The organism is Modestobacter sp. VKM Ac-2986 (assembly GCF_026967795.1).
Classification (GTDB): Bacteria; Actinomycetota; Actinomycetes; order Mycobacteriales; family Geodermatophilaceae; genus Modestobacter.
In genome coordinates this window covers 16,652-38,217 of sequence record NZ_JAPVBH010000002.1, presented here as the reverse complement: position 1 = coordinate 38,217, position 21,566 = coordinate 16,652, and the positions used below count along the sequence as shown (strand labels likewise).

Annotated in this window: 20 protein-coding genes; 13 read left to right on the top strand and 7 right to left on the bottom strand. The window is 75.5% G+C overall.

What is annotated here, in order from left to right:
* Positions 1 to 54: 54 nt before the first annotated feature.
* Positions 55 to 486: a DUF2000 domain-containing protein gene (locus tag O2W14_RS04400; RefSeq protein WP_269174862.1), complete on the bottom strand. Its 432-nt coding sequence runs from the start codon at positions 484 to 486 to the stop codon at positions 55 to 57.
* Between the two features lie 49 nt (positions 487 to 535).
* On the opposite strand from O2W14_RS04400, the gene O2W14_RS04395 reads away from it, so the two are divergent.
* Positions 536 to 1,336: a helix-turn-helix domain-containing protein gene (locus O2W14_RS04395; protein WP_269174861.1), complete on the top strand. Its 801-nt coding sequence runs from the start codon at positions 536 to 538 to the stop codon at positions 1,334 to 1,336.
* Between the two features lie 246 nt (positions 1,337 to 1,582).
* On the opposite strand, the gene O2W14_RS04390 is transcribed toward O2W14_RS04395, so the two are convergent.
* Both O2W14_RS04390 and O2W14_RS04385 read right to left on the bottom strand, forming a co-directional pair.
* Positions 1,583 to 3,349: a hypothetical protein gene (locus O2W14_RS04390; protein WP_269174860.1), complete on the bottom strand. Its 1,767-nt coding sequence runs from the start codon at positions 3,347 to 3,349 to the stop codon at positions 1,583 to 1,585.
* Between the two features lie 103 nt (positions 3,350 to 3,452).
* Entirely contained in the window at positions 3,453 to 4,247 is a 795-nt protein-coding gene (locus tag O2W14_RS04385) for a hypothetical protein (RefSeq protein ID WP_269174859.1), read from the bottom strand.
* A gap of 145 nt (positions 4,248 to 4,392) precedes the next feature.
* On the opposite strand from O2W14_RS04385, the gene O2W14_RS04380 reads away from it, so the two are divergent.
* The 3 genes from O2W14_RS04380 (at position 4,393) to O2W14_RS04370 (ending at position 7,407) form a co-directional block, all read left to right on the top strand.
* Complete coding sequence (locus O2W14_RS04380) at positions 4,393 to 5,778, top strand: nitrate/nitrite transporter (RefSeq protein ID WP_269174858.1); 1,386 nt, start codon at positions 4,393 to 4,395, stop codon at positions 5,776 to 5,778.
* 233 nt (positions 5,779 to 6,011) lie between these two features.
* Positions 6,012 to 6,461, top strand: a complete 450-nt coding sequence (gene cynS, locus O2W14_RS04375; protein WP_269174857.1) for a cyanase — start codon at positions 6,012 to 6,014, stop codon at positions 6,459 to 6,461.
* A gap of 67 nt (positions 6,462 to 6,528) precedes the next feature.
* Positions 6,529 to 7,407 carry a formate/nitrite transporter family protein gene (locus O2W14_RS04370; protein WP_269174856.1) on the top strand — a complete coding sequence of 293 codons (879 nt, stop codon included), beginning with the start codon at positions 6,529 to 6,531 and terminating at the stop codon, positions 7,405 to 7,407.
* A 124-nt stretch (positions 7,408 to 7,531) separates the two neighbouring features.
* Here the strand turns inward: O2W14_RS04370 and O2W14_RS04365 are convergent, their stop codons facing one another.
* Together O2W14_RS04365 and O2W14_RS04360 are read right to left on the bottom strand one after the other, a co-directional pair.
* Positions 7,532 to 8,683 (bottom strand): uroporphyrinogen-III synthase, encoded by a 1,152-nt coding sequence (locus O2W14_RS04365; RefSeq protein WP_269174855.1) that lies wholly within the window; start codon positions 8,681 to 8,683, stop codon positions 7,532 to 7,534.
* 64 nt (positions 8,684 to 8,747) lie between these two features.
* Positions 8,748 to 10,022, bottom strand: a complete 1,275-nt coding sequence (locus O2W14_RS04360; protein WP_269174854.1) for a YeeE/YedE family protein — start codon at positions 10,020 to 10,022, stop codon at positions 8,748 to 8,750.
* Positions 10,023 to 10,137: 115 nt separating this feature from the next.
* Here O2W14_RS04360 and O2W14_RS04355 point away from each other — a divergent pair, with 115 nt between their 5' ends.
* The 5 genes from O2W14_RS04355 (at position 10,138) to O2W14_RS04335 (ending at position 13,232) form a co-directional block, all read left to right on the top strand.
* Positions 10,138 to 10,653, top strand: coding sequence for a PH domain-containing protein (locus O2W14_RS04355; protein WP_269174853.1), 516 nt, complete (start codon positions 10,138 to 10,140; stop codon positions 10,651 to 10,653).
* 297 nt (positions 10,654 to 10,950) lie between these two features.
* On the top strand, positions 10,951 to 11,601 hold the full coding sequence (gene infC / locus O2W14_RS04350; RefSeq protein ID WP_269174852.1) for a translation initiation factor IF-3: 651 nt from the start codon (positions 10,951 to 10,953) through the stop codon (positions 11,599 to 11,601).
* Between the two features lie 99 nt (positions 11,602 to 11,700).
* A complete protein-coding gene (rpmI, locus tag O2W14_RS04345; RefSeq protein ID WP_269174851.1) occupies positions 11,701 to 11,895 on the top strand; it encodes a 50S ribosomal protein L35 in 195 nt (64 codons plus the stop codon).
* 40 nt (positions 11,896 to 11,935) lie between these two features.
* Entirely contained in the window at positions 11,936 to 12,340 is a 405-nt protein-coding gene (gene rplT, locus O2W14_RS04340) for a 50S ribosomal protein L20 (protein ID WP_269174850.1), read from the top strand.
* Positions 12,341 to 12,437: 97 nt separating this feature from the next.
* Entirely contained in the window at positions 12,438 to 13,232 is a 795-nt protein-coding gene (locus O2W14_RS04335) for a TrmH family RNA methyltransferase (RefSeq protein WP_269174849.1), read from the top strand.
* Between the two features lie 44 nt (positions 13,233 to 13,276).
* Here O2W14_RS04335 and O2W14_RS04330 read toward each other — a convergent pair whose 3' ends face one another.
* A complete protein-coding gene (locus O2W14_RS04330; RefSeq protein WP_269174848.1) occupies positions 13,277 to 15,520 on the bottom strand; it encodes a diguanylate cyclase domain-containing protein in 2,244 nt (747 codons plus the stop codon).
* A 182-nt stretch (positions 15,521 to 15,702) separates the two neighbouring features.
* Here O2W14_RS04330 and pheS point away from each other — a divergent pair, with 182 nt between their 5' ends.
* From pheS to O2W14_RS04310, 4 genes are all read left to right on the top strand, one after another.
* Entirely contained in the window at positions 15,703 to 16,770 is a 1,068-nt protein-coding gene (gene pheS, locus O2W14_RS04325; protein WP_269174847.1) for a phenylalanine--tRNA ligase subunit alpha, read from the top strand.
* A 70-nt stretch (positions 16,771 to 16,840) separates the two neighbouring features.
* The gene (gene pheT / locus O2W14_RS04320; RefSeq protein ID WP_269174846.1) at positions 16,841 to 19,303 is read left to right on the top strand and encodes a phenylalanine--tRNA ligase subunit beta; all 2,463 of its coding nucleotides are present in this window, start codon (positions 16,841 to 16,843) and stop codon (positions 19,301 to 19,303) included.
* A gap of 58 nt (positions 19,304 to 19,361) precedes the next feature.
* Positions 19,362 to 20,162: an SDR family NAD(P)-dependent oxidoreductase gene (locus tag O2W14_RS04315; RefSeq protein WP_269174845.1), complete on the top strand. Its 801-nt coding sequence runs from the start codon at positions 19,362 to 19,364 to the stop codon at positions 20,160 to 20,162.
* Positions 20,163 to 20,255: 93 nt separating this feature from the next.
* Positions 20,256 to 20,612, top strand: a complete 357-nt coding sequence (locus tag O2W14_RS04310) for a hypothetical protein (protein WP_269174844.1) — start codon at positions 20,256 to 20,258, stop codon at positions 20,610 to 20,612.
* Between the two features lie 13 nt (positions 20,613 to 20,625).
* On the opposite strand, the gene O2W14_RS04305 is transcribed toward O2W14_RS04310, so the two are convergent.
* Positions 20,626 to 21,507 (bottom strand): diacylglycerol/lipid kinase family protein, encoded by an 882-nt coding sequence (locus tag O2W14_RS04305; protein ID WP_269174843.1) that lies wholly within the window; start codon positions 21,505 to 21,507, stop codon positions 20,626 to 20,628.
* Positions 21,508 to 21,566: the final 59 nt, after the last annotated feature.

The following is a 21,566-nucleotide window of genomic DNA, read 5'->3' as shown; positions in this document are numbered from 1 at the left end:
CACGCTCGCGGTGGGCCCCTGCAGCGGGGCCGACACGTGATGGGGGCTGCCTTCTCAGGGGTGCATGCGGGCGCCCTTCACCACCTTGTCGACGGCGTTCTTCGGGCCGTGGACGGCGAGCCCGACCAGGTCCAGGTCGCGGCCGGCGACGGCGCGGACGGCGGCCCGGTTCTGGACGTCGCCGGGGGTGCTGAACAGCTCGGCGGTGAAGACGGCCGGGGTGAGTGAGCGCTCCAGTGCCCGGGTGCGTGCGGTGGCCAGTAGCTCGCCCGGACCCTCCAGCACCATGACCGGCTGCCGGATCATCGGCAGGTACCGCGTGCCGTCGGCGTCCTCGTAGGGCTCGCCGACCAGCTCCGGCCCGGTCGCGACGATGCCGCTGACCAGGAACGACGTGACGTTGAGCGCCTGCCACGGGGCGAGGTCCTCGCGCAGCAGGACGGCGATCTTGGTGGCCCAGCGGGGCAGCTCGTCGGAGGAGGTCATGCCACCAGCGTCGGGGCTGGTCCCGTTCCCGGTCTTGTACGTTCCTGACGTGGCCGAGGTGACGGCGTGGCGGCCCGACGTGCCGGGGCTGACCGAGGTGCTGCACGCGCACTTCACCGACCACGTCTACCCGGCGCACACCCACGAGGCGTGGACGTTGTTGCTCGTCGACGACGGCGCGGTCCGCTACGACCTGGACCGGCACCCCCACGGCGCCACCCGTGGCCTGGTCACCCTGCTGCCGCCCGGCGTCCCGCACGACGGCCGGTCGTCCTCGGCGGCCGGTTTCCGCAAGCGGGTGCTGTACCTGGAGCCGGGCACGCTCGGCGCCGGCCGGGTGGGCACCGCGGTCGACCGGCCGGGCGTCGACGACCCGGCGCTGCGGGTGCGGCTGTCGGCGCTGCACGCGGTCCTGCGGGGCGGTGACGCCCTGGAGGCGGAGAGCCGGCTGGGCTTCGTGCTCGAGCGGCTGGCCCAGCACCTGGACCGTGCGGTGGTCGCTGTCCCCGACGTGCGCGACGACGCCCTCGCCGACCGGGTGCGCGACCTGATCGACGCCCGGGTGGCCGAGGGGCTGTCGCTGACCGAGACCGCGGAGGCGTTCGGGGTGCACCCGACGTCGGTGGTGCGGGCCTTCACCCGCCGGCACGGGCTGCCGCCGCACCGCTACCTCACCGGCCGCCGGATCGACCTCGCCCGCCGGCTGCTGCTGGCCGGCGTGCCCGCCGCGGAGGTCGCCACGGCCGCCGGGTTCGCCGACCAGTCGCACCTGACCCGGCACTTCCGCCGGATGCTCGACACCACCCCGGGCGCCTACGCCCGCTCCGCGGCAGGACGCACGACCGGCTGACTCAGGGAGCGGGGACGGTCACCGTCGCCTCGTGCGGGCCGCTGCACTCCTCCGTCCCGCCCACGCGGACCCCGTCGGGTCCGGCCTCGACGCGGGACAGCTCGGTGCCGTCGCGGTCCAGGACCCTGACCGCGACGGACGCGGGGAGCGTCCTCACCACCCCGCAGGACGTCGCGACGGGTGGACGGCAGGGGGTCATCGGTCGCTCCTGGCTCGGCGGCGGGCGTGGCGATCCTGCCGGTGCACTCAGCCCCGCAGGTCGGTCTCCTCGACCACCGGTGCGCCGACGGTCCGGCCGTCGGCGGTGGTCACCTGGACGGCGGCCACGAGGGCAGGGGAGGTGAGGACCGCGACCCCGTCGTCCATCGGGCGGTCGTCCAGAGCGGCGCCGGTCTCGTCGAACAGGCGCACCGTGCCCGCCCCCCGGGGGCCGACGACGAGCAGCACCGGCCCGCTCCCCCCGAGGTCGCAGCGCACCGCGACCACCCGCTGGCCAAGCGGCGGACCGGCCGGCAGCGTCCCGGTCACGCACGAGGCGCTGTCGGCCCGGCCGCTGAGGTCGGCGGTGGTGCCGTGGGGCGCGATGACCACGACCGCGCCGGAGGGCTGCGGCACCGCCACGAGGGTGGTCCGCACCGGCCGGTCGTCGCGACCGGGCAGGTCACCGGCCCACAGCACGGTGGTCCCCGAGGTGTCACCCCGCTGGCCCAGCCGGCCCAGCAGGTCCTCGAGCTGGTCGTCGACCGCCGCGTCCCCGGCTGCCGGCGGGGGAGCGGGCCGGAGCCGGGGCAGCCACGGCGGACCTGGGTCGGGCTCGGTGACCAGGTCCAGCGGGCCGGCCGCCAGCTCGCTCCCGTCCCGGACCACGGTGAACCGGACTGCCGGGGTGTCGGTGCGGGTCGACTGGGGCAGCTCCACGGTGGTCACCCCGTCGACGGTGGTCGCCGGGGAGAAGGTGCGGCTCACGGTGCCGTCGGCGGCGACCTCCGGCCGCGGTGACACCTCCACCCGGTCGCCCTCGGCGCCGACGACCACGAGCGCGCCACTCACCGGCGCGGCCAGCGCCACCGGCAGCGACCGGTCCGGGGCGAGCTGCACGCCCTGCACCCGCATACCGCGGGGCATGGCGCCGGGCGGGCCGGCGAACCAGGCGGCGGCGAAGTCGCGGCCGGTGCCGCTGACCACGAGCGCGGCGCGCCCGCCGTCCACGTCGGCGGCCCACACCACCCGGCGCTCGGCCGGCGGTGGCTGGGTGGCCAGGTCGGTGCCCGCCCAGCGTTGGGCCTGCAGTTCGGTCAGGAACTCGGCGTCGCCGGCGAGCGACCCCCGGGTCGGGCCGGCGAAGACGTCGACGGGCGGGGCCGCCGCGCCCGGCCACGGGACCACCCGGACGAGCGCGGCCAGCCCAGCCAGCGCCAGGACAGCGGCGAGCACCCGCAGCCGGGTCCGCCGGCGGGACCGCCGCCGCTCGGCGGCGTCCCGCTCCAGGGCGGCGGTCTGCGCGGCGGTGAGCTCGGTGCCGGCGGCCAGCGCGCGCAGCCGGTCGGGCAGCGGCGTGCGGTCGGGCCCGCGCACCGGCGGCGGTGAGCCGGGGGCCCGGAAGGGTGCCTCGAGGGCCTCCCGCTCGGCCCGGGCACGGGCGTCCTGCGGGCCGAGCTCCGCGGCCAGCGCGGCCACGGCCGCGTCGCACTCGGCCGCGGTGGCCCGGAGCTCCCCGGCCGACGGCGGGTCGAGCAGGTGGACGACGGCCAGCACGCGGGTGCGGCGGGGGAGGGCGCGCAGGGTGGCGGCCACCGCCGCGGCAGCGGGGTCGCGTGGCGGGGACGCCGACGCGGGACGGTCGGCGACGTCCAGCGCTGCGCGCGCCACCGCCCGCCGCAGCGCCGCGGGCTCCCGGTGCCGTCCGGCCAGCGCCGTGGTCATCAGGGCCTCGGCGTCGGCGCGGTCGTCGGTGAGCAGCACGGCGAGCGGCCAGGCGGCGGCCGGGCCCTCGACGTCGTCGTCGATGCGCACGTGCCCTCCGTCCCGCCGGGTGCCCGGCGAGGTCCATGGTCCGCCCCGCACGGGCCTCCGCGCCGGGGCCGACCGCGAGGGCGACGTGGTGGCGGACCCCCGGTCAGGAGGTGGGCAGGTCCAGGTCGGCGACCGCGGCGGCCACGTCGTCCTCGCGCACGAAGTCCAGCGCCAGCAGCCGGTGCACCAGCACCCCGCGGCGGGTCAGCCGCAGGTCGGCGGGCCGCAACCGCGGCTGCACCGCCCCGGGCCGGACGGCGACCGGGGCCGGGTCGAGCAGTCCGGCGCGCTGCAGGTCGGTGAGGTCCTCGCGGGCACCCCAGGCCCGCCACGCACGCGGGGAGTCCTCCAGCGAGCCCACCGGCAGCGGTGTGCGGTCGCGCCGGCCGACGGCGGCCAGGAACACCAGCTGCCGCCAGCTGCACGACTGCGCCAGCTGGAGCGCGCGGGCGGCGAGCGCGCCGTCGACGTCGGGGGAGACGACCACCTCGGCGACGAGGTAGCCCAGGTGCCGCACCCGGCGCTCCTCGGTCGTGGCCCGCGCGGCCTGGACGACGTCCTCGACCAGGCGCTCGGCGGCCGAGCGGGCCGCGGTGCTGACGTGGAAGAAGCCGTCGGTGCGCACCGGCCGGCCCTGGGCGGACCGGGTGACCGAGAGCTCGGCGGTGAAGGCCAGGACGGCGCCGGCGCGGGCGCGCTCCCAGGTCAGCGGCAGGTCCGCGGCGGTGGTGGCCGCCTCGCGCAGGCAGCCGGCCAGCCGCTCGTCCAGCCGCACCGCGCTGCCCTCGGGGTCGAACAGCAGCCCGGCGACGGCGCGGGTCATCGACCCGGCGACCAGCTCACCGGTCTCGACCAGGTCGCGGCCGGGGGAGCGCTCGTTCCCGCGGGAGTCCCTCACGCGGTGATCATGGCCCGCCCCGCTCAGGAGCGCACCCGGCCGACCGCGGCCCTCACCACAGCGGGGCAGGAGCAGTGAGCACAACGGAACACGAGGTCACCGCCTCGGCAACGACGAGGGCACACCGACCCGAGACCGTTCCGCCATGGCCAGCTCCGTCACCGAGACCACCGCCCCGCCGACCCCGCACCAGCCCGGCCGTCTCGGCGGCCGCTGGATCGACGACTGGCGCCCCGAGGACCCGGACTTCTGGGAGTCCACCGGCAAGCCCGTCGCCCGCCGCAACCTGTTCTTCTCCGTGTTCTCCGAGCACATCGGCTTCTCGATTTGGAGCCTGTGGTCGGTGCTGGTGCTGTTCCTGCCCGAGCCGGTGTTCGGCATCGACCCGGCCGGCAAGTTCCTGCTCACCACCCTGCCGACGGCGCTGGGCGCCTTCGTCCGGCTGCCCTACACCTTCGCCGTGGCCAAGTTAGGTGGCCGCAACTGGACGATCATCAGCGCCGCCCTGCTGCTGGTTCCCACCATCGCCACCGCGGTCGTGCTGGAGCCGGGGGTCTCCTACTCCACGCTGCTGTTCGTCTCCTGCCTGGCCGGCGTGGGCGGCGGCAACTTCGCCAGCTCCATGACCAACATCAACGCCTTCTACCCGACCCGGCTCAAGGGCTGGGCGCTCGGGCTCAACGCCGGCGGCGGCAACCTCGGCGTCCCGGTCGTCCAGCTGCTCGGCCTGCTGGTGCTGGCCACCGCCGGCGCCGACAGCCCGCGGATCGTGCTCGTCGTCTACATCCCGTTCATCGTGCTCGCCGCGGTCGGCGCCGCGCTGGTGATGGACAACCTGACCTCGGCGCGCAACCAGCCGCGGGCGATGCGGGAGGTCGCCCGCCAGCCGCACGCCTGGATCATGTCCTTCCTCTACATCGGCACCTTCGGCTCCTTCATCGGCTTCGGGTTCGCCTTCGGGCAGGTGCTGCAGAACCAGTTCACCGCCGACTTCGCCACCCCGCTGGCGGCCGCGCAGCTCACCTGGCTGGGGCCGCTGCTGGGCTCGCTGATCCGCCCGCTGGGAGGCTCGCTGGCCGACCGGTTCGGCGGCGCCCGGATCACCTTCTGGAACTTCATCGCCATGGCCGCCGGCGCCTCGGTGGTGCTGGTGGCCAGCAAGCAGCAGTCGCTGCCGCTGTTCCTGGTCGGCTTCGTGTCGCTGTTCGTGCTCAGCGGCCTCGGCAACGGCTCGACCTACAAGATGATCCCGGCGATCTTCCGGGCCAAGGCGATGGACGACGTCGCCTCCGGCGGGGACACCGTGGCCGCCGACCGGCTGGCGCTGCGCCGGTCCGGTGCGCTCATCGGCATCGCCGGCGCGGTCGGGGCCTTCGGCGGGGTGCTGGTCAACCTCGCGTTCCGGCAGTCGTTCCTCGAGACCAGGACCGGCGACAGTGCCTACCTCGCGTTCATCGCCTTCTACGTCGTCTGCGTCGTGGTCACCTGGGCCGTCTACCTGCGCCCGGGCAACCGGATGGCCGGCGTCTGAGCGACGGCGGGGCGGGGCGCGGTCGGCGTCCCGCCCCGCTGCGCGTCCGGGGGTTCCGGCGGTGTTCCCGCGGCCGCACAGCGGAGTCGGCCCGGGCGTGCGGTGCATGTTCCGCGAGGGTCACGCCGCCGAGCGGGCGCCGTCACGTGGGCTCCATACGGTCGCGGACAACGGGAACGCACAGCCGACGCCCAGCGGCTCCCGGACACCCGCCCCTCCGAACAAGGAGCTCGATGTCCCCGATCCTCCCGAAGTCCGACGCCGCCGCCCTGGTGGTCGCGGCCCGGATCCGGCACGGCCTGTCCTGGTCGCAGATCGCCGACCGGATCGGTGCGCCGCTGGTCTGGTGCACCGCGGCGCTGCTGGGTCAGCACCCGATGAGCCGGGAGCAGGCCGAGGGGGTCTGCGCCCTGCTGGAGCTCGACCCGGCCGTGGCCGAGAGCCTGCAGCTGCAGCCCTACCGCGGTTCGGACCCGGCCGCGATGACCGACCCCACCGTCTACCGGCTCCTGGAGGCCATGTCGGTGTACGGGCCGGCCCTCAAGGAGCTGATCCACGAGGAGTTCGGCGACGGGATCATGAGCGCGATCAACTTCAAGGTCGACATCGCCCGGCGTCCCGACCCCGACGGCGACCGGGTCGTCATCACCCTCGACGGGAAGTTCCTCGACTACCGCTGGTGACCAGCCGGACGCCCCCGGCCTCCCCGCCCCACCGCCGCACCCCACCCCGTACCTGAGGAGCTCGCCCGTGTCCTACGTGATGCCCAAGGACTTCGTGACCAAGATGATCGACGCCGGTGAGGCGAAGGTCTTCATGGCCACCCGCGACACCCTGATCCGCGCCTTCATGGCCGGCGCGATCCTGGCGCTGGCCGCGGCCTTCGCCGTGACCGTCACCGTGCAGACCGGCCAGGCGCTGGTCGGCGCACTGCTCTTCCCGGTCGGCTTCACCCTGCTCTACCTGCTCGGCTTCGACCTGCTGACCGGGGTGTTCACCCTGGTCCCGCTGGCGCTGCTGGACAAGCGCAAGGGCGTGACCGTGCGCGGCATGCTGCGCAACTGGGGCCTGGTCTTCACCGGCAACTTCGCCGGCGCCCTGGTCGTCGCGGTGATGATCGCGGTGATCCTCACCTACGGCTTCTCCGTGCCCCCCAACGAGGTCGGGGAGCGGCTCGGGACGATCGGTGAGTCACGGACGCTGGGCTACGCCGAGCACGGGGCGGCCGGGATGCTGACCCTGTTCCTGCGCGGCGTGCTGTGCAACTGGATGGTCTCCACCGGGGTCGTCGCGGCGATGATGTCGACGTCGGTGCCCGGCAAGATCATGGCGATGTGGATGCCGATCATCATCTTCTTCTACATGGGCTTCGAGCACTCGATCGTGAACATGTTCCTGTTCCCCTCCGGGCTGATGCTCGGTGGCGACTTCTCGCTGGGGGACTACCTGGTCTGGAACGAGATCCCGACCGTGGTGGGCAACCTCGTCGGCGGCCTGGCCTTCGTCGGGCTCACGCTCTACGCCACCCACGCCCGCACCGGGGCCAGCCGTCGGCCGGCCGACGCCGCCCCGGCCGCGCCGGCCCCGGCGGCAGCACCGCGGGAGCCGGAGACGCTCAGCATGAGCTGACGCTCCTCCGTCGCCGCGGGGCGGCCGCTCTCCTCCGGGGGAGCGGCCGCCCCGTCGTCGTCCCACGGGGGTGTGTCCTGCCGGGCCGCCACGTCCCCGCGAGGACGAGCACGGGCAGCTCCGGCTAGACCGCCAGCCGGTAGCCGCGCTTGACCACGGTCTCGACCACCGGCGCACCGAGGGCGGCCCGCAGCCGGGTCACGGCCATCTCCACCGCGTGCGCGTCACCACCGCCGGAGAGCTCGCTCAGCAGGTCGGGCCGGGAGACGACGACACCAGGACGGCGGGCGAGCGCGCGCAGCACCGCCATCGGGCCCGGCGGCAGCTCGACCAGCCGCCCGTCGAGCACCGCGGCGTGTCCGCGGACCTGCAGCGTGTGCGGGCCGGAGGTCAGCACCGGGTGCCGGGCGGGCAGGTCGGAGACGACCGAGCGGGCCAGCGCCCCCAGCCGCGCACGCTCGGGCTGCACGGTGCGGATGCCGGCCTCCTCCAGCGGGGCGGCGGTCACCGGCCCCACGGCCACCGCCAGGACGGCGTCGGCGAAGGCGGCGAGCACCGCGGCGCGCACGCCCTCCTCCCCGGCGACCTGCAGCAGGCTGGCCGCGGCCGGGGCGCTGGTGAAGGTGACCGCGTCGACCCCGCGGGCGGCGATCGTGCCCACCAGCCGGCGCAGCGGCGCGGTGTCCTCGGGCAGCACCCAGCGGTACACCGGCACGGTGAGCACGTCGGCGCCGGCCGCACGCAGCCCGGAGACCAGGTCCGGCAGCGGGTCCCCGTGCAGCTGGACGGCGATCCGGCGTCCCTCGATCGGGCCCTCGGCGCCGGAGAGCAGGTGTGCCAGCACCTCGGCGGAGTTCTCCGACTCCGGGGACCAGGCGTCGACCAGCCCGGCGCCGCGGATCGCCCCGCGCGCCTTGGGCCCGCGGGCGAGCACCCGGGAGGTGAGCAGGTGGTCCCGCAGCGGCAGGTCCCAGGCCTCGGCCGCCTCCAGCCACCCGCGGAAGCCGACGCCGGTGGTGGCCACCACGAGGTCGACCGGCTGGGCCAGCACCTCCCGGGTGGCGGCCACCAGGTCGGCGTCGTCGGACAGCGGCACGATGCGGATCGCGGGGGCGTGGACGACGCGGGCACCGCGGCGGTCCAGCAGCGCGCCGAGCTCCTCGCTGCGCCGGGCCGCGGTGACCGCCACGGTGTAACCGGCCAGGGGCAGCAGCTCCTGGGCCGGGGCGTCTCCGCCGGGGCCGTCCAGCGGACGGGCGTGCGCGGGGTCGGTCACCCCTCCATGGTGGGGGCTGGGTGTTCCATCCGTGTGACGCACCCCGGCGGGACCGGTCACACGGTCAGCAGGAGCTGTCCCGCGGTGCCGGCACGCTCAGCCCGAACAGCCGGCGCGCCCGCAGTCCGAGCCACGTGCCGCCCAGTGCGGCGAGCCCCCAGATCCAGCCCGACGCGCTGCCGGAGGCGATGCCCGCCAGGTACTGGCCGATGTTGCACCCGCTGGCCAGCCGGGCGCCGATGCCCATCAGCACCCCGCCGACGACGGCGGCCACCGCGGTGTTCAGCGGGATCCGCCGGTGCAGGGCCCAGGCGCCACCGGCCGCCGACGCCAGCGCGGCGCCCAGCACGATGCCCAGGTCCGTCAGCGACGTGCGGTCGGCGAGCACCGGGCCCTCCAGCTGCGCGGCCAGGGCCGGCTGCTGCCAGTACTGCCAGCCCTCCGGGTGCAGGCCGACGGCCTGCAACAGCTTCGAGCCCCAGAGGGTGAAGGCGCTGGTGATGCCCCAGGCGCTGCCGGAGGCCAGCAGCACGCCGGCGCCGAGGAAGGCCAGCGCCAGGGCACCGACCCACTTCGGCCACGACCCGCGCAGCGCCCGGGCCCAGCCCTGCGCGGTGTCGGGCTCCTCGGCCGGCGGCGGCACGCGACGGCGCTGGACCACGGAGGTGAGGCCGACGACGGCGGCCAGCAGCAGCAGGGTCACCGCCCAGGAACCGGCCCAGCCGATGTGGTCGGCCAGGGTGAACGCCGGCAGCGCCGGGAGGTCGTCGACCAGCGGGAAGGCCCAGGCGTAGAGCACCGTGCCGGTGATGAAGCCGCCGAGGGTGAGCAGGATCGAGGTCTGCCCGGTGCCGACGACGTAGAGGGTGCCCGACGCGCACGCGCCACCGAGCTGCATGCCGATGCCGAAGAGCACGGCGCCGGCCACCAGCGCGAGGCCCAGCGGGCTCGACGTCGGGGTGGGGGTGCTGCCGAACAGCCCGGTGCCGGTGCCCAGCACGAGTGCGAACAGGGTGGCCGTGGTGCCCAGCAGCAGGGCGTGGGCGCGCAGCCCGCTGCCGTTGCCGACGGCGACCAGCTGCCGCCAGGCGGAGGTGAAGCCGAAGCGGGAGTGGAACAGCGCCACGCCCAGGCCCAGGCCGAGGAGGGCGTAGACGCCCTGCTGGGTGCCGTACCGGGTCCACACCCAGCCGGTCAGCGCGACGGCCAGGACGGCGGCCACCCCGAGGGGCGCCCAGCGCACGGGCGGGGCGGCGGCGGGCACCGGGGCCGGGCCGGAGGTCGGGAAGACGCCACCGGCCCGGGGGAGCGGTGGACGGGGAGGAGAGGTGGTTGCCACGTGCCCACCAACCGGTTGCAGCGCGTCGATGATCCCGGGCGGGGTGTAGCCGCGGTCACGGGGATCACCGGTCGCGCGGCGGCGGCGGGCCGGTGCGGCGGTGCAGGATGGGAGCGTGCCCGCCGACGTCCCGCCTCCTCCCGCCGGGCCCGCTCCGGTCTCCGCCGTCCCGCGCCGGCTGCGGCTGATCGCCGCGCTGACCGCGGCGGGCCTGGTGGCCGCGATGAGCGTGGTCGCCGTCCTGCTGAAGAGCTCGACCACCGGGGTGGTGTCCTTCCAGACCGCCGACCAGGTGGCGATGGTGGGCCTGGGCCTGGCGATGGGTGCCGGGGTGCTGGTGATCGGCCGCTCGCGGGTCGACGCCGACACCGCCGGTCTGCGGGTGCGCAACGTGGTGGTCAACCACGAGGTGCCCTGGGAGGCCGTGCGCGCGGTGCGGTTCGACCAGCACTCGCCGTGGGCCACGCTGCTGCTCACCAACGACGACGAGCTGGCCGTCTCCGCCGTCCAGGCCGCCGACGGCGAGCGGGCGCTGGTCGCGGTCCGCGGGCTGCGCGCGCTGCTCAGCGACCACCAGGCCCGCGCGGCGGCTGTTGCGCCGCCGAAGGAGGACCTGCTCTACCCGGACTGAGGCACTGCGCGGGGGAGCGCACCCCGGGAATGACGGACCGGACCCCGGCGCTGTACAGTGCAAGCGCCTCCTCCTGCACCATCGAGGCGTGAGAACCACCGGTGGTGGGATCGCGAGATCCGACCACCGACCAAAGAGGAGCCCGCTCCCACCTGGCGCTGTCACAGGCGTCCAGGTCCCCGGAAGACGACCGGCCTGTCCGGTCGTCGCTGGAACCGCACCCTCGTCGAGGGCGCGGCTGCAGCAGTCGGCGAGTGGGCCCTGTGAGCGATCAGCTCACGGGGCCTTCTGTCGTCGGTGCCCGGGACGGGTGCGGCTCCTCCCCGCAGCAGCAGAGGAGAGGCCATCACCGAGCCCCGTATCAACGACCGTATCCGCGTCCCCGAGGTCCGCCTCGTCGGACCCGAGGGCGAGCAGGTCGGCATCGTGTCGATCGGCGAGGCGCTGCGGCTGGCGCAGGACAGTGAGCTCGACCTGGTCGAGGTCGCGCCCATGGCCCGCCCGCCCGTCGCCAAGCTCATGGACTACGGGAAGTTCAAGTACGAAGCCGCGCAGAAGGCCCGCGAGGCCCGGCGGAACCAGGCGCTCACCGTCATCAAGGAGATGCGGCTGCGCCTCAAGATCGACCCGCACGACTACGAGACCAAGAAGGGCCACGTCGAGCGCTTCCTCAAGGGCGGCGACAAGGTCAAGATCACCGTGATGTTCCGCGGTCGCGAGCAGTCCCGCCCCGAGATGGGCTACAAGCTGCTGCAGCGACTGGCCGGGGACGTGTCCGAGCTGGGGATCGTGGAGTCGAACCCCAAGCAGGACGGCCGCAACATGGTCATGGTGATCGCTCCGCACCGGAACCAGGCGGCCTCCGACGCCGTCCGGCGCACCGCGAAGGCGGAGAAGCACGCAGCCGCGGAGGAGCAGGCCCCGGCCGAGCAGGCGCCCCCGGCGTAAGCCGGCCCTGCACACCGCACCTGCACCACCGCACCAGACCGCCCGCGCCGGGGAGCCCAGCTGCTCCCCGGCGCGGACATCCACGAACAGGACGAGGACATGCCGAAGAACAAGACCCACAAGGGCGCCGCCAAGCGGATCCGCGTCACGGGCACCGGGAAGCTGGTGGCCGAGCACACGAACAACCAGCACAAGTTCGAGCACAAGTCGGGCTCCCGGAAGCGGCGGATCTCCGGCACGGCAGAGCTGAGCCCGGCTGACACCAGCCGGATGAAGAAGCTCCTCGGCATCTGATCCCGCCCCCTATCCGTAACGAGCAGACAGGAGCTTCCACGTGGCACGCGTGAAGCGGGCGGTCAACGCCCAGAAGAAGCGTCGTACGACCCTCGAGGCCGCCAGCGGCTACCGGGGCCAGCGGTCCCGGCTGTACCGCAAGGCCAAGGAGCAGATCCTCCACTCCGCGACCTACAACTACCGCGACCGCAAGGTTCGCAAGGGTGACTTCCGCAAGCTGTGGATCACCCGCATCAACGCCGCGGCGCGGCAGAACGACATGACCTACAACCGGTTCATGCAGGGCCTGAAGCTGGCCGGCATCGAGCTGGACCGCAAGGTGCTGGCCGAGCTCGCCGTGAACGAGCCCGCCACCTTCACCTCGCTGGTGGCCTCCGCCCGGGCCGCGCTCCTGGCGAACCCGCAGGCGACCGGCGCGGCCCAGGCCGACACCGCCGCTGCCTGAACCACCCCGTAGCACCCGCGACGCCGTCGCCGGTGGGTCCCCCGGACCTGCTGGCGACGGCGTCGCTGTCTGTGCACCACCCCGTGAGAGGAACCCCGTGCCCGAGTTGTTGACCGAGCGCTCCGCGCGGATCGTCGCCGCGCGCAAGCTCACCCGCCGCAACGGCCGGGACGACGCCGGCGCCTTCCTCGCCGAGGGCCGGCAGGCGGTCAGCGAGGCCCTCGCCGAGCCCAGCGCCGTGCGGGAGCTCTTCGCGACTGAGGCCGCGGCGCAGGCGCACCACGACCTGCTGGCCGGGACGGGCGTCCCGGTCCGGCTGGTCACCGACAAGGCCGCGGCCGTGCTGTCGGAGACGGTCACCCCGCAGGGCCTGGTCGCGGTCTGCGCGCTGCGCGACGTCCCGGCGCAGCGGCTGGTGACCGACCCGCCGCGGCTGGCCGTGGCGCTGGCCGAGCTCAACGACCCAGGCAACGCCGGCACGGTGCTGCGCACCGCCGACGCGTGCGGCGCCGGCGCGGTGGTCTTCGGCGCGGGCTCGGCCGACCCCTACAACGGCAAGGTCGTGCGCAGCAGCGCCGGCAGCCTCTTCCACGTCGACGTCGTGCGCAGCGCGCCGCTGCCCGAGCTGCTCACCCAGGTGCAGGCCGCCGGCGTCACGGTGCTGGCCGCCGACGGTGGGGGAGAGGTCGCCCTGGACGCCGCCGGCGCCGACGGGCTGCTGGCCGGTCCGGTGCTGTGGCTGTTCGGCAACGAGGCCCGTGGCCTGGACCCGGCGCTCGCCGCGGCCGCCGACGCCCGGGTGCGCATCCCCATGCGCGGGAGGGCGGAGAGCCTCAACCTCTCGGTCGCCGCCGCCATCTGCCTCTATGCGACCCAGCTGGCCCAAGGGTGAGCGGAGTGGATCCGCGCCGGTGACCGGTACGGACCCACTCCGCCTCAGCGGTCGGCAGGGTGCTTGCCGGCGTACATCCGGGCGTCGGCGCGGTGCAGCAGCGGGGCGAAGTCGTCGCCGTCCTCGGGGTGCACGGCGATGCCGATGCTCACCTGCACCGTGACCGTGGTGCCGGCGAGCGGCACGGGCTGCTCGATCGCGGCGCGCAGGTCCCCGGCGACCCGCTCGGCCTCGGCCAGGGCGCTGGTGCGGTCCAGGCCCAGCAGGCCGACGAGGAACTCGTCGCCGCCGAGCCGGGCCAGCAGGTCGCCGCGGCGCAGCCGGCCGCGCAGCCGGTCGGCCACGGTCTGCAGCAGCTCGTCACCGGCGGCGTGCCCGTGCGCGTCGTTGACGGCCTTGAAGCCGTCGAGGTCCAGGAACAGCAGGGCCACCGCGCCGCCGTCCAGGCGCGCCTGCCACAGCGCGGTCTCCATCCGCTCCTCGAGCCGCCGGCGGTTGGGCAGGCCGGTGAGCGGGTCGGTGTAGGCCAGTTCCTCGATCCGGGCCAGGTGCTGGCGGGTGCGGTCACGCTCCTGCAGCAGCTCGCGCTCGGCGGTGACCCGGGTGGTCACGTCGGTCTGGACGCCGATGTACTGGACGACGACCCCGCGGGCGTCGGTGACCGGCGCCAGGTGGATCTCGTTCCACCAGGGCTCGCGCTGCGGGCCCCGGTGGTTGAGCACGGTGGCGCGGAACTCCTGGCCGGCGTTGATCGCCGAGCGCATCCGGCTGACCATCGCCGGGTCGGTGTCCGCACCCTGCAGGAAGCGGCAGTTGCGGCCCAGCACCTGGGCGGCCGACAGCCCGGCCAGCTGCTCGAAGGCGCTGTTGACGTAGATGAGCGGCTGGTCGGGGGCGGTCATGTCGCTGATCGTCACGCCGCTGGTCGTCGCGGCCAGCGCGCGCAACAGCAGCGGCTCCTCGGGAGTGGGCCCGACCAGCGACGACTGCGCCAGCGGCAGCTGCACCGGGGGCACCGCGACCTCGGGGACCGGTGCGGGCTGGGCGGCCACCCGGGCGACGAGGGAGATCCCCGCCAGCTCCACGGTCGTCCGCTCGTAGGTCAGGGCGTACTCGTACCGGCGCTGCGCGTCCGGGCCGCCGTCGCCGAGGTCGCGGGCCAGCAGGGCGGCGCTGAAGTGCGGGCTGAGGACGACGACGTCCCACTCGCCGCGCACCGGGTCGGCGGGGTCGAGGTGGGCCCCGCGCAGGCCGGGGACCGGCTCGACCGGCAGGTCGGCGCCCAGCGCGCAGACGAACCCGGTGCGGGCGACGAGGTCGCGGTAGCGCAGCTTCGTGGCCGGCGTGAAGTGCCGGGCCTCCTGGAAGGTCGAGGCCACGACGCAGGTCTCACCCAGCCGCATGGCCTGCCGCTCCAGGTGCTTGCTCAGCTCGATCAGCAGCGCCTTGGGGGCGACCCGCAGCTCCGTGCCCGGGGGGAGGCAGCCGAAGGGCGAGCCGTGCACGTCGGCGTCCAGCGTGGCGGGGGTGGGCAGCCGCAGCGTGCCGACGGCGCGGTCGGTCACCGCGGTCGCGCCGGGCCGGCCGAAGTGCCAGCCCTGCCCGAGGCTGGCGCCCAGGGCGCGGGCGGTGGCCAGGTGGGCCTCGTCCTCGATGCCCTCGGCGAGCACCAGGGCGCCGGTGCGCTCGGCGTAGCCGTTGACGGCGTTCATGATCTCGGCGACCGCCGGGCCGGGGCGCTGCTGCACCAGGCGCAGGTCCAGCTTCACGACGTCCGGGCGCAGCAGCGGCATGAAGGCCAGCGACATGGACTCCGCGCCCACGTCGTCCAGGGCGATGCCCCAGCCGACCTCGCGGACCCGCTCGACGGCGCGCAGCAGGTCGGCCGGCCGGGTGGCCAGCGCCCGCTCGGTGATCTCCACGACCACCCGCAGCCCGGCGGGTGCGGTGGTGGCGATCGCCAGCAGGTCCTCCAGGGGCGCGGACTCCAGCACCTCGGGCTCGACGTTGACGAACACGGTCAGCGGCGGGCCGAGCCGGGCGGCCACGGCGCCGCGCAGGGCCGCGGAGCGGCACAGGGCGTCGAGCTCGGCCAGCCGGCCGGCGGTGCGCGCGGCGGCGAAGAGCGCGTCGGGGGTGTGCAGCGGACCCTGCGGGCCGCGGGCCAGCGCCTCGTAGGCGACGACGCGTCCGGTGCCGAGCTCGACGATCGGCTGGTAGACGCTGTGGACGCTGCCGGTGCGGAGGACGTCGTCGAGCGTCGAGGTGAGGGTGGCGATCGAGGTCACGGGTCCCCATCGGCGCCCGGGCGGCCCACCCGAGGGGCCCGGGCGGGTGCCACCACCCCAAGGGATGACCCGCTCCGGCGGCCGGGCGGTGACCGGCCGGGCGCGAGCCGGGCCGGGCGGGGACGAGGCCGACCGGGAACCCGGGCGCGCGGGGGAGGGTCCGCCGGGCAGAATGGCCTCCCGTGTCTGGCGCCAACGATCCCTACGACCCCAAGCAGGTCGCCGCGCTCTCCCCGGAGGCCCTCGACGCCGCGGTGACCGCCGCGGTCGAGGCCTTCGCCGGGGCCGCCGACCTGGCCGAGCTGGCCGCCGTCCGGCCGGCCCACCTGGGCGACCGCGCGCCGGTGCTGCTGGCCCGCCGCGAGCTCGGCGCGCTGCCGCCCGCGGCCCGCTCCGACGCCGGCAAGCGGGTGAACGCCGCCCGGGTGGCGGTCACCGACGCCTACGCCGAGCGGCTGGCCGTGCTGGAGGCCGAGCGCGACGAGCGGGTGCTGGCCGAGGAGCGCGTCGACGTCACGCTGCCCTGGGACCGCGCCCCCCGGGGCGCCCGGCACCCGCTGACCACCCTCACCGACCGGATCGCCGACGTCTTCGTCGGGATGGGCTACGAGGTCGCCGACGGGCCCGAGCTGGAGGCGGAGTGGCTGAACTTCGACGCCCTCAACACCGGCCCCGACCACCCGGCCCGCTCGCTCGCCGACACCTTCTTCGTCGCGCCGGAGGACTCCGGCCTGGTGCTGCGCACGCACACCAGCCCGGTCCAGGCCCGCACCATGCTCGAGCGCACCCCGCCGATCTACGTCGTGGCGCCCGGGCGGGTCTACCGCACCGACGAGCTCGACGCGACGCACACCCCGGTCTTCCACCAGGTCGAGGGCCTGGCCGTCGACAAGGGGCTGACCATGGCCCACCTGCGCGGCACCCTGGACCACCTGGCCCGCTCGCTGTTCGGCGCCGACGCGCAGACCCGGTGGCGCCCGCACTTCTTCCCCTTCACCGAGCCCTCGGCGGAGTTCGACGTCTGGTTCCCCGAGCACCGCGACGGCCCCCAGTGGGTCGAGTGGGGCGGCTGCGGGATGGTCAACCCGCGGGTGCTCACCGCCTGCGGCATCGACCCGGAGGTCTACACCGGGTTCGCCTTCGGCATGGGCATCGAGCGGGCCCTGCAGTTCCGCTCCGGCGTCGGCGACATGCACGACATCGTCGAGGGCGACGTCCGGTTCACCACAGCGTTCGGAGTAGAGCAGTGAGTGAGCATCGCAGCGAGCGCCAGCGAGCGAGGAGCGGAGCGAACGTGTTGCGGAGCAACGGAGTGAACGAGTGAAGGTCCCCGTCAGCTGGCTGTCCGAGATGGTCGACCTCCCGGCCGGGATCACGGTCGAGGAGCTGGACGCCGCCTTCATCCGGCTCGGCCTGGAGGTCGACGACGTCGTCCGCCCGCCGGTCACCACCGGTCCGCTGGTGGTCGGCCGGGTGCTGGAGATCGAGGAGCTCACCGGCTTCAAGAAGCCGATCCGCTACTGCCAGGTCGACGTCGGCGAGGACGCACCGCGCGGCATCGTCTGCGGTGCCCGCAACTTCGCCGTCGGCGACCTCGTGGTCGCCGCGCTCCCGGGTGCGGTGCTGCCCGGCGACTTCGCCATCGCCGCCCGCACGACCTACGACCACGTCTCCGACGGGATGATCTGCTCGGTCCGGGAGCTCGGCATCGGCGAGGACCACGCCGGGATCCTGGTGCTCGGCCAGGACGGGTTCACCCCCGGGACGTCGGCCGCCGGCGTCCTCGGCCTGGACGACGTCGTGTTCGACCTCGAGGTCACCCCCGACCGCGGCTACGCGATGAGCCTGCGCGGCATCGCCCGCGACCTGGCCGCCGCGCTGGCCGTCGACTGGCGCGACCCGGCGGCGCTCACCCCGCCGGCGTGGTCGGGCGAGCCGGCCTGGCAGGTCACCGTGGCCGACCCCGAGCGCTGCGACCGCTTCTCCATGGTCGCCCTCGAGGGCCTCGACCCGGCCGCGCCGAGCCCGTGGGCGATCCGCCGCCGGCTGGCCCAGAGCGGCGTCCGCAGCATCTCGCTGGCCGTCGACGTCACCAACTTCGTGATGCTCGAGCTCGGGCAGCCGATGCACGCCTTCGACCGCGACCGCCTCACCGGTCCGGTCGAGGTGCGGCTGGCCCGCGCCGGCGAGCGGCTGACCACCCTGGACGGCGTCGCCCGCACGCTGACCGAGGACGACCTGCTGATCGCCGACGGGTCGGGCCCGATCGGGCTGGCCGGGGTGATGGGCGGGGAGTCGACGGAGATCGGCGACGGCACGACGAACGTGCTGCTCGAAGCCGCGCACTGGGCGCCCACCGGCATCTCCCGCGGCGTCCGTCGGCACAAGCTGCCCAGCGAGGCGGCCAAGCGCTTCGAGCGCGGCACCGACCCCGAGGTCACCGTGGTCGCCCTGGCCCGCGCCGCCGCGCTGCTGGCCGAGCACGGCGGTGCCCGCGTCGTCGGTGCGCCGGTCGACCTCGACGTCCGAGGCCCGCGCCCGGTCATCGCCCTGGACGCCGCCCTGCCCGGGCGCATCGCCGGCGTCGACTACCCGGTCTCCCAGGTCGTCGACGTCCTGCGGGCCGTGGGCGCCACCGTCGACGCCGACGGCGAGCGGCTGCAGGTGACCCCGCCGTCCTGGCGCGGTGACCTCACCGACCCGGCCGACCTGGTCGAGGAGGTCGTGCGGTCCGTCGGCCTGGACGAGATCCCCTCGGTGCTGCCCAGCGCGCCCCCCGGCCGCGGGCTGACCGAGCGCCAGCGCCGCCGGCGCAGCATCGGCCGCGCCCTGGCCGAGGCCGGCTACGTCGAGGCGCCGTCCTACCCGTTCCTCGGCACGACCGTGCTCGACCACCTGGGCATCCCGGCCGACGACGAGCGGCGCACGCTGATCACGCTGCGCAACCCGCTGTCGGAGGAGGCGCCGGCGCTGCGGACGACGCTGCTGCCCGGGCTGCTGGGCTCCCTGGCCCGCAACCTGGCCCGCGGCCAGCGCGACGTGGCGCTGTTCGAGCACGGCGCGGTCTTCCCCGGCGGCCTGACCGGCACCGCGCCGGTGCCCGGCGTCGACGCCCGCCCGGACGACGCGACGCTCGCCGCGCTGCTGGGCGCGGTGCCGGTGCAGCCCTGGCACGTGGGCGTGGTGCTCACCGGGCAGCGCGAGCCGCGCGGCTGGTGGGGTCCGGGCCGTCCGGCCGACTGGGCCGACGCCGTGCAGGCCGCGCGGGTGGTGGCCGAGGCCGCCGGTGTCGAGCTGACCGTGCGCGCCGGCGAGCTGGCTCCCTGGCACCCCGGCCGCTGCGCCGAGCTGCTGGTGGGCGAGCAGGTCGTCGGCCACGCCGGCGAGCTGCACCCGCGGGTGTGCGCAGTGCTGGAGCTGCCCGCGCGCACGTGCGCCATGGAGCTGGACCTCGACGCGCTGCCGCTCGGTGGCGTGCCGGTCGGCCCGCAGATCTCCACGTTCCCGCCGGTGCACATGGACGCCGCCCTCGTCGTCGCGGACGACCACCCGGAGGCCCTGGTGCGCGACGCGCTGGCCACCGGGGCGGGGGAGCTGCTGGAGGGCGTGCGGCTCTTCGACGTCTACACCGGCAGCCCCGTGCCGGCCGGCAGCCGGTCGCTGGCCTACGCGTTCACCTTCCGCGCGGCCGACCGCACGCTGACCACCGAGGAGGCCCGGGCGGCCTTCGAGGCCGCGGTCGCCGCCGCGGCCTCGGCCACGGGGGCGACGCTCCGTGTCTGACGAAGGACGCCGTCCTCCTCACCACTCGCAAGCTCACGGCGAGCCTCGGGACGGGGCCGTGCTCAGCGGGACGGTCGCGCTGGTCACCGGCGCCTCGGCCGGCATCGGCCGGTACCTGGCGCACGGGCTGGCCGAGCGCGGCGCGGCCGTGGCCGGGTTGGCCCGCTCCGGAGACCGGCTGGTCGCGACGATGGACGACGTCGCCGGGGCGACCGGGGCCCGCACCCTGGCCGTGGCCGCCGACGTCACCGACCCCGACGCCGTCCGGGCCGCCGTGGACCAGGTGGTCGCCGAGCTCGGACCGGTCACCCTGCTGGTCAACAACGCCGGGCTGATCGACGCCGCCGAGGTCCCGCTGTGGGAGGCCGACCCCGAGCAGTGGTGGGCGGTGGTGGAGAGCCAGGTCCGGGGGCCGTTCCTGATGGCGCACGCCGTGGTGCCCGGGATGGTCGCCGCCGGTGGTGGCCGGGTGATCGGGCTGGGCAGCGGCCTGGGCACGCGGGGGAGTGACGTCTACAGCGCCTACTCGGCCGGCAAGAGCGCCCAGATGCGGGTCACCGAGGGCATCGACTCCGCCGGCGCCGCGCACGGCGTGCGGGCCTTCGACCTGGCCCCGGGCGTCATCGACACCGCGATGACCCGGGCGATGCCGGTGCACGCCGGGCGCACGGAGTGGACCCGGCCCGAGGACGTCGTCGCCCTGGCCGTGGCCATCGCCGCCGGTGAGCTGGACCAGTGGTCGGGCCGCTTCCTGCGCGCCGGGGCCGACGACCTGGACACGCTGCGCCGCACGACCCCGGCCGGCCCGGCCCGTCAGCTGCGGCTGCGCCCCTACGGGGACACCGACCCGATCGGCTGACCGGGCCCGGCGACACGGTCGTCCCCGGGCGCACGTCCTTGTGCTCGGCGGGCACGGGCTGCCAGGTTGGGCGCCTGATGGAGGAGGTCCACCATGGCGACTCCCTCTCGGGGAGCCACGGGGCTGATCGTCGTCGCGCTGGTGATGCTCGTCGGCTTCACCGCCTGGGTCGGCCCGGCCGGCTGGCAGGCGGGCGGGTGGTGGTCCGCCGTCCTCTTCGGGGTCCCGCTGACGTGTGCAGCCGGAGCCCTCGTGGCCGAACGCGGCATCCGGGGGCGGCTGGCGCCGGTCGTGGTCGGTGCCCTCGCCGTGGTCTCGCTGGGCTGGTCGCTGCTCACCGGGCTCGGCATCGGGCTCGGCTTCCTGCTGCCGGCGCTCCTCCTGGTGGTCGCCACGCTGGTCTCCGGGGTCGACCGGGCCACCGGTACGCGGGGGCCGCTGCCCGGCTGAGCGACGCCGGGCCTCAGACCAGGGTGGCCAGCGCCCGGGGCGCGATGTCCACGGTGACCGTCGTGTCGGCCTCCAGCTCGACCAGCTCGCCGTCCAGCTGCAGGGGCATGGGGGCGAGCGCGGTGAACGCGTAGTGCGTGGCGCTCGGCTGCGGCCCCAGCCCGCGGGTCGCGGCGCGCAGCGCGGTCGCCAGCACCCGCAGCTTGCCGGTGCGCTGCTGGGTGACCACCTCGAACCGGCCGTCGTCGGGGGCGGCGCCCTCGGTGAGGGTGGCGACCTTGGCCATCTGGGAGATGTTGGCGAAGACCAGGCTGTCGATGGTCCGCCGCTGCCCGTCCTCGAGCCGCACGGGGAACGGGCGGAAGCGGGCGAACCCGCGGACCACCGCGACGATCTCCCGCCACGAGCCCTTGCCGCCCTCCTCCAGGTCGACCGCGACCACCGGCGTCAGCCCGACGCCGATGTAGGAGTGCGCATACCGGACCTCGGTCTCGTCCCCGCGGCCGAGGGTGAGCCGGAGCAGGTCGATCCGCCGGACGTCACCGGCCACGATCGCGTCGGCCAGGCGGTGCTCCTTGGTCGTCCGGCGGTGGTCGTTGGCGTTGCCGGCGGCCCGGACGGCGCAGACGGCCCGGTCGTTGCCGGCCTGCACCGCGCCGTCGACGACCTCGTTGTAGCCGCCGTCGCCGCTGACCGAGACGAGCAGCGGTGCGCCGGTGGCCGCCACCTCGCGGGCGATCTCCCGGGCGTGCCCGGCGCGCTGGGTCGGGCGCAGCTCCACCGGCACGTCCGGCAGTCGGCGCACCAGCTCGGCCTGCAGGTCCTCGGCGAGCCGGGGGGCGTCACCGGTGCTGTGCGGGTTGAAGACGATGACGATCCGGTCGAACGGGCTCACGGCGGACGTCTCCTCGGGCTGCGGGTCGGCGTCGTGGTGCGGGCACCACGACGGGGCGA

What these genes read in the sequence shown, in the direction of transcription:
- O2W14_RS04400 (WP_269174862.1), bottom strand. Translation starts at nt 486, where the DNA reads ATGACCTCCTCCGACGAGCTGCCCCGCTGGGCCACCAAGATCGCCGTC.
- O2W14_RS04380 (WP_269174858.1), top strand. Translation starts at nt 4,393, where the DNA reads ATGGCCAGCTCCGTCACCGAGACCACCGCCCCGCCGACCCCGCACCAG.
- cynS (WP_269174857.1), top strand. Translation starts at nt 6,012, where the DNA reads ATGTCCCCGATCCTCCCGAAGTCCGACGCCGCCGCCCTGGTGGTCGCG.
- rpmI (WP_269174851.1), top strand. Translation starts at nt 11,701, where the DNA reads ATGCCGAAGAACAAGACCCACAAGGGCGCCGCCAAGCGGATCCGCGTC.
- O2W14_RS04310 (WP_269174844.1), top strand. Translation starts at nt 20,256, where the DNA reads ATGGCGACTCCCTCTCGGGGAGCCACGGGGCTGATCGTCGTCGCGCTG.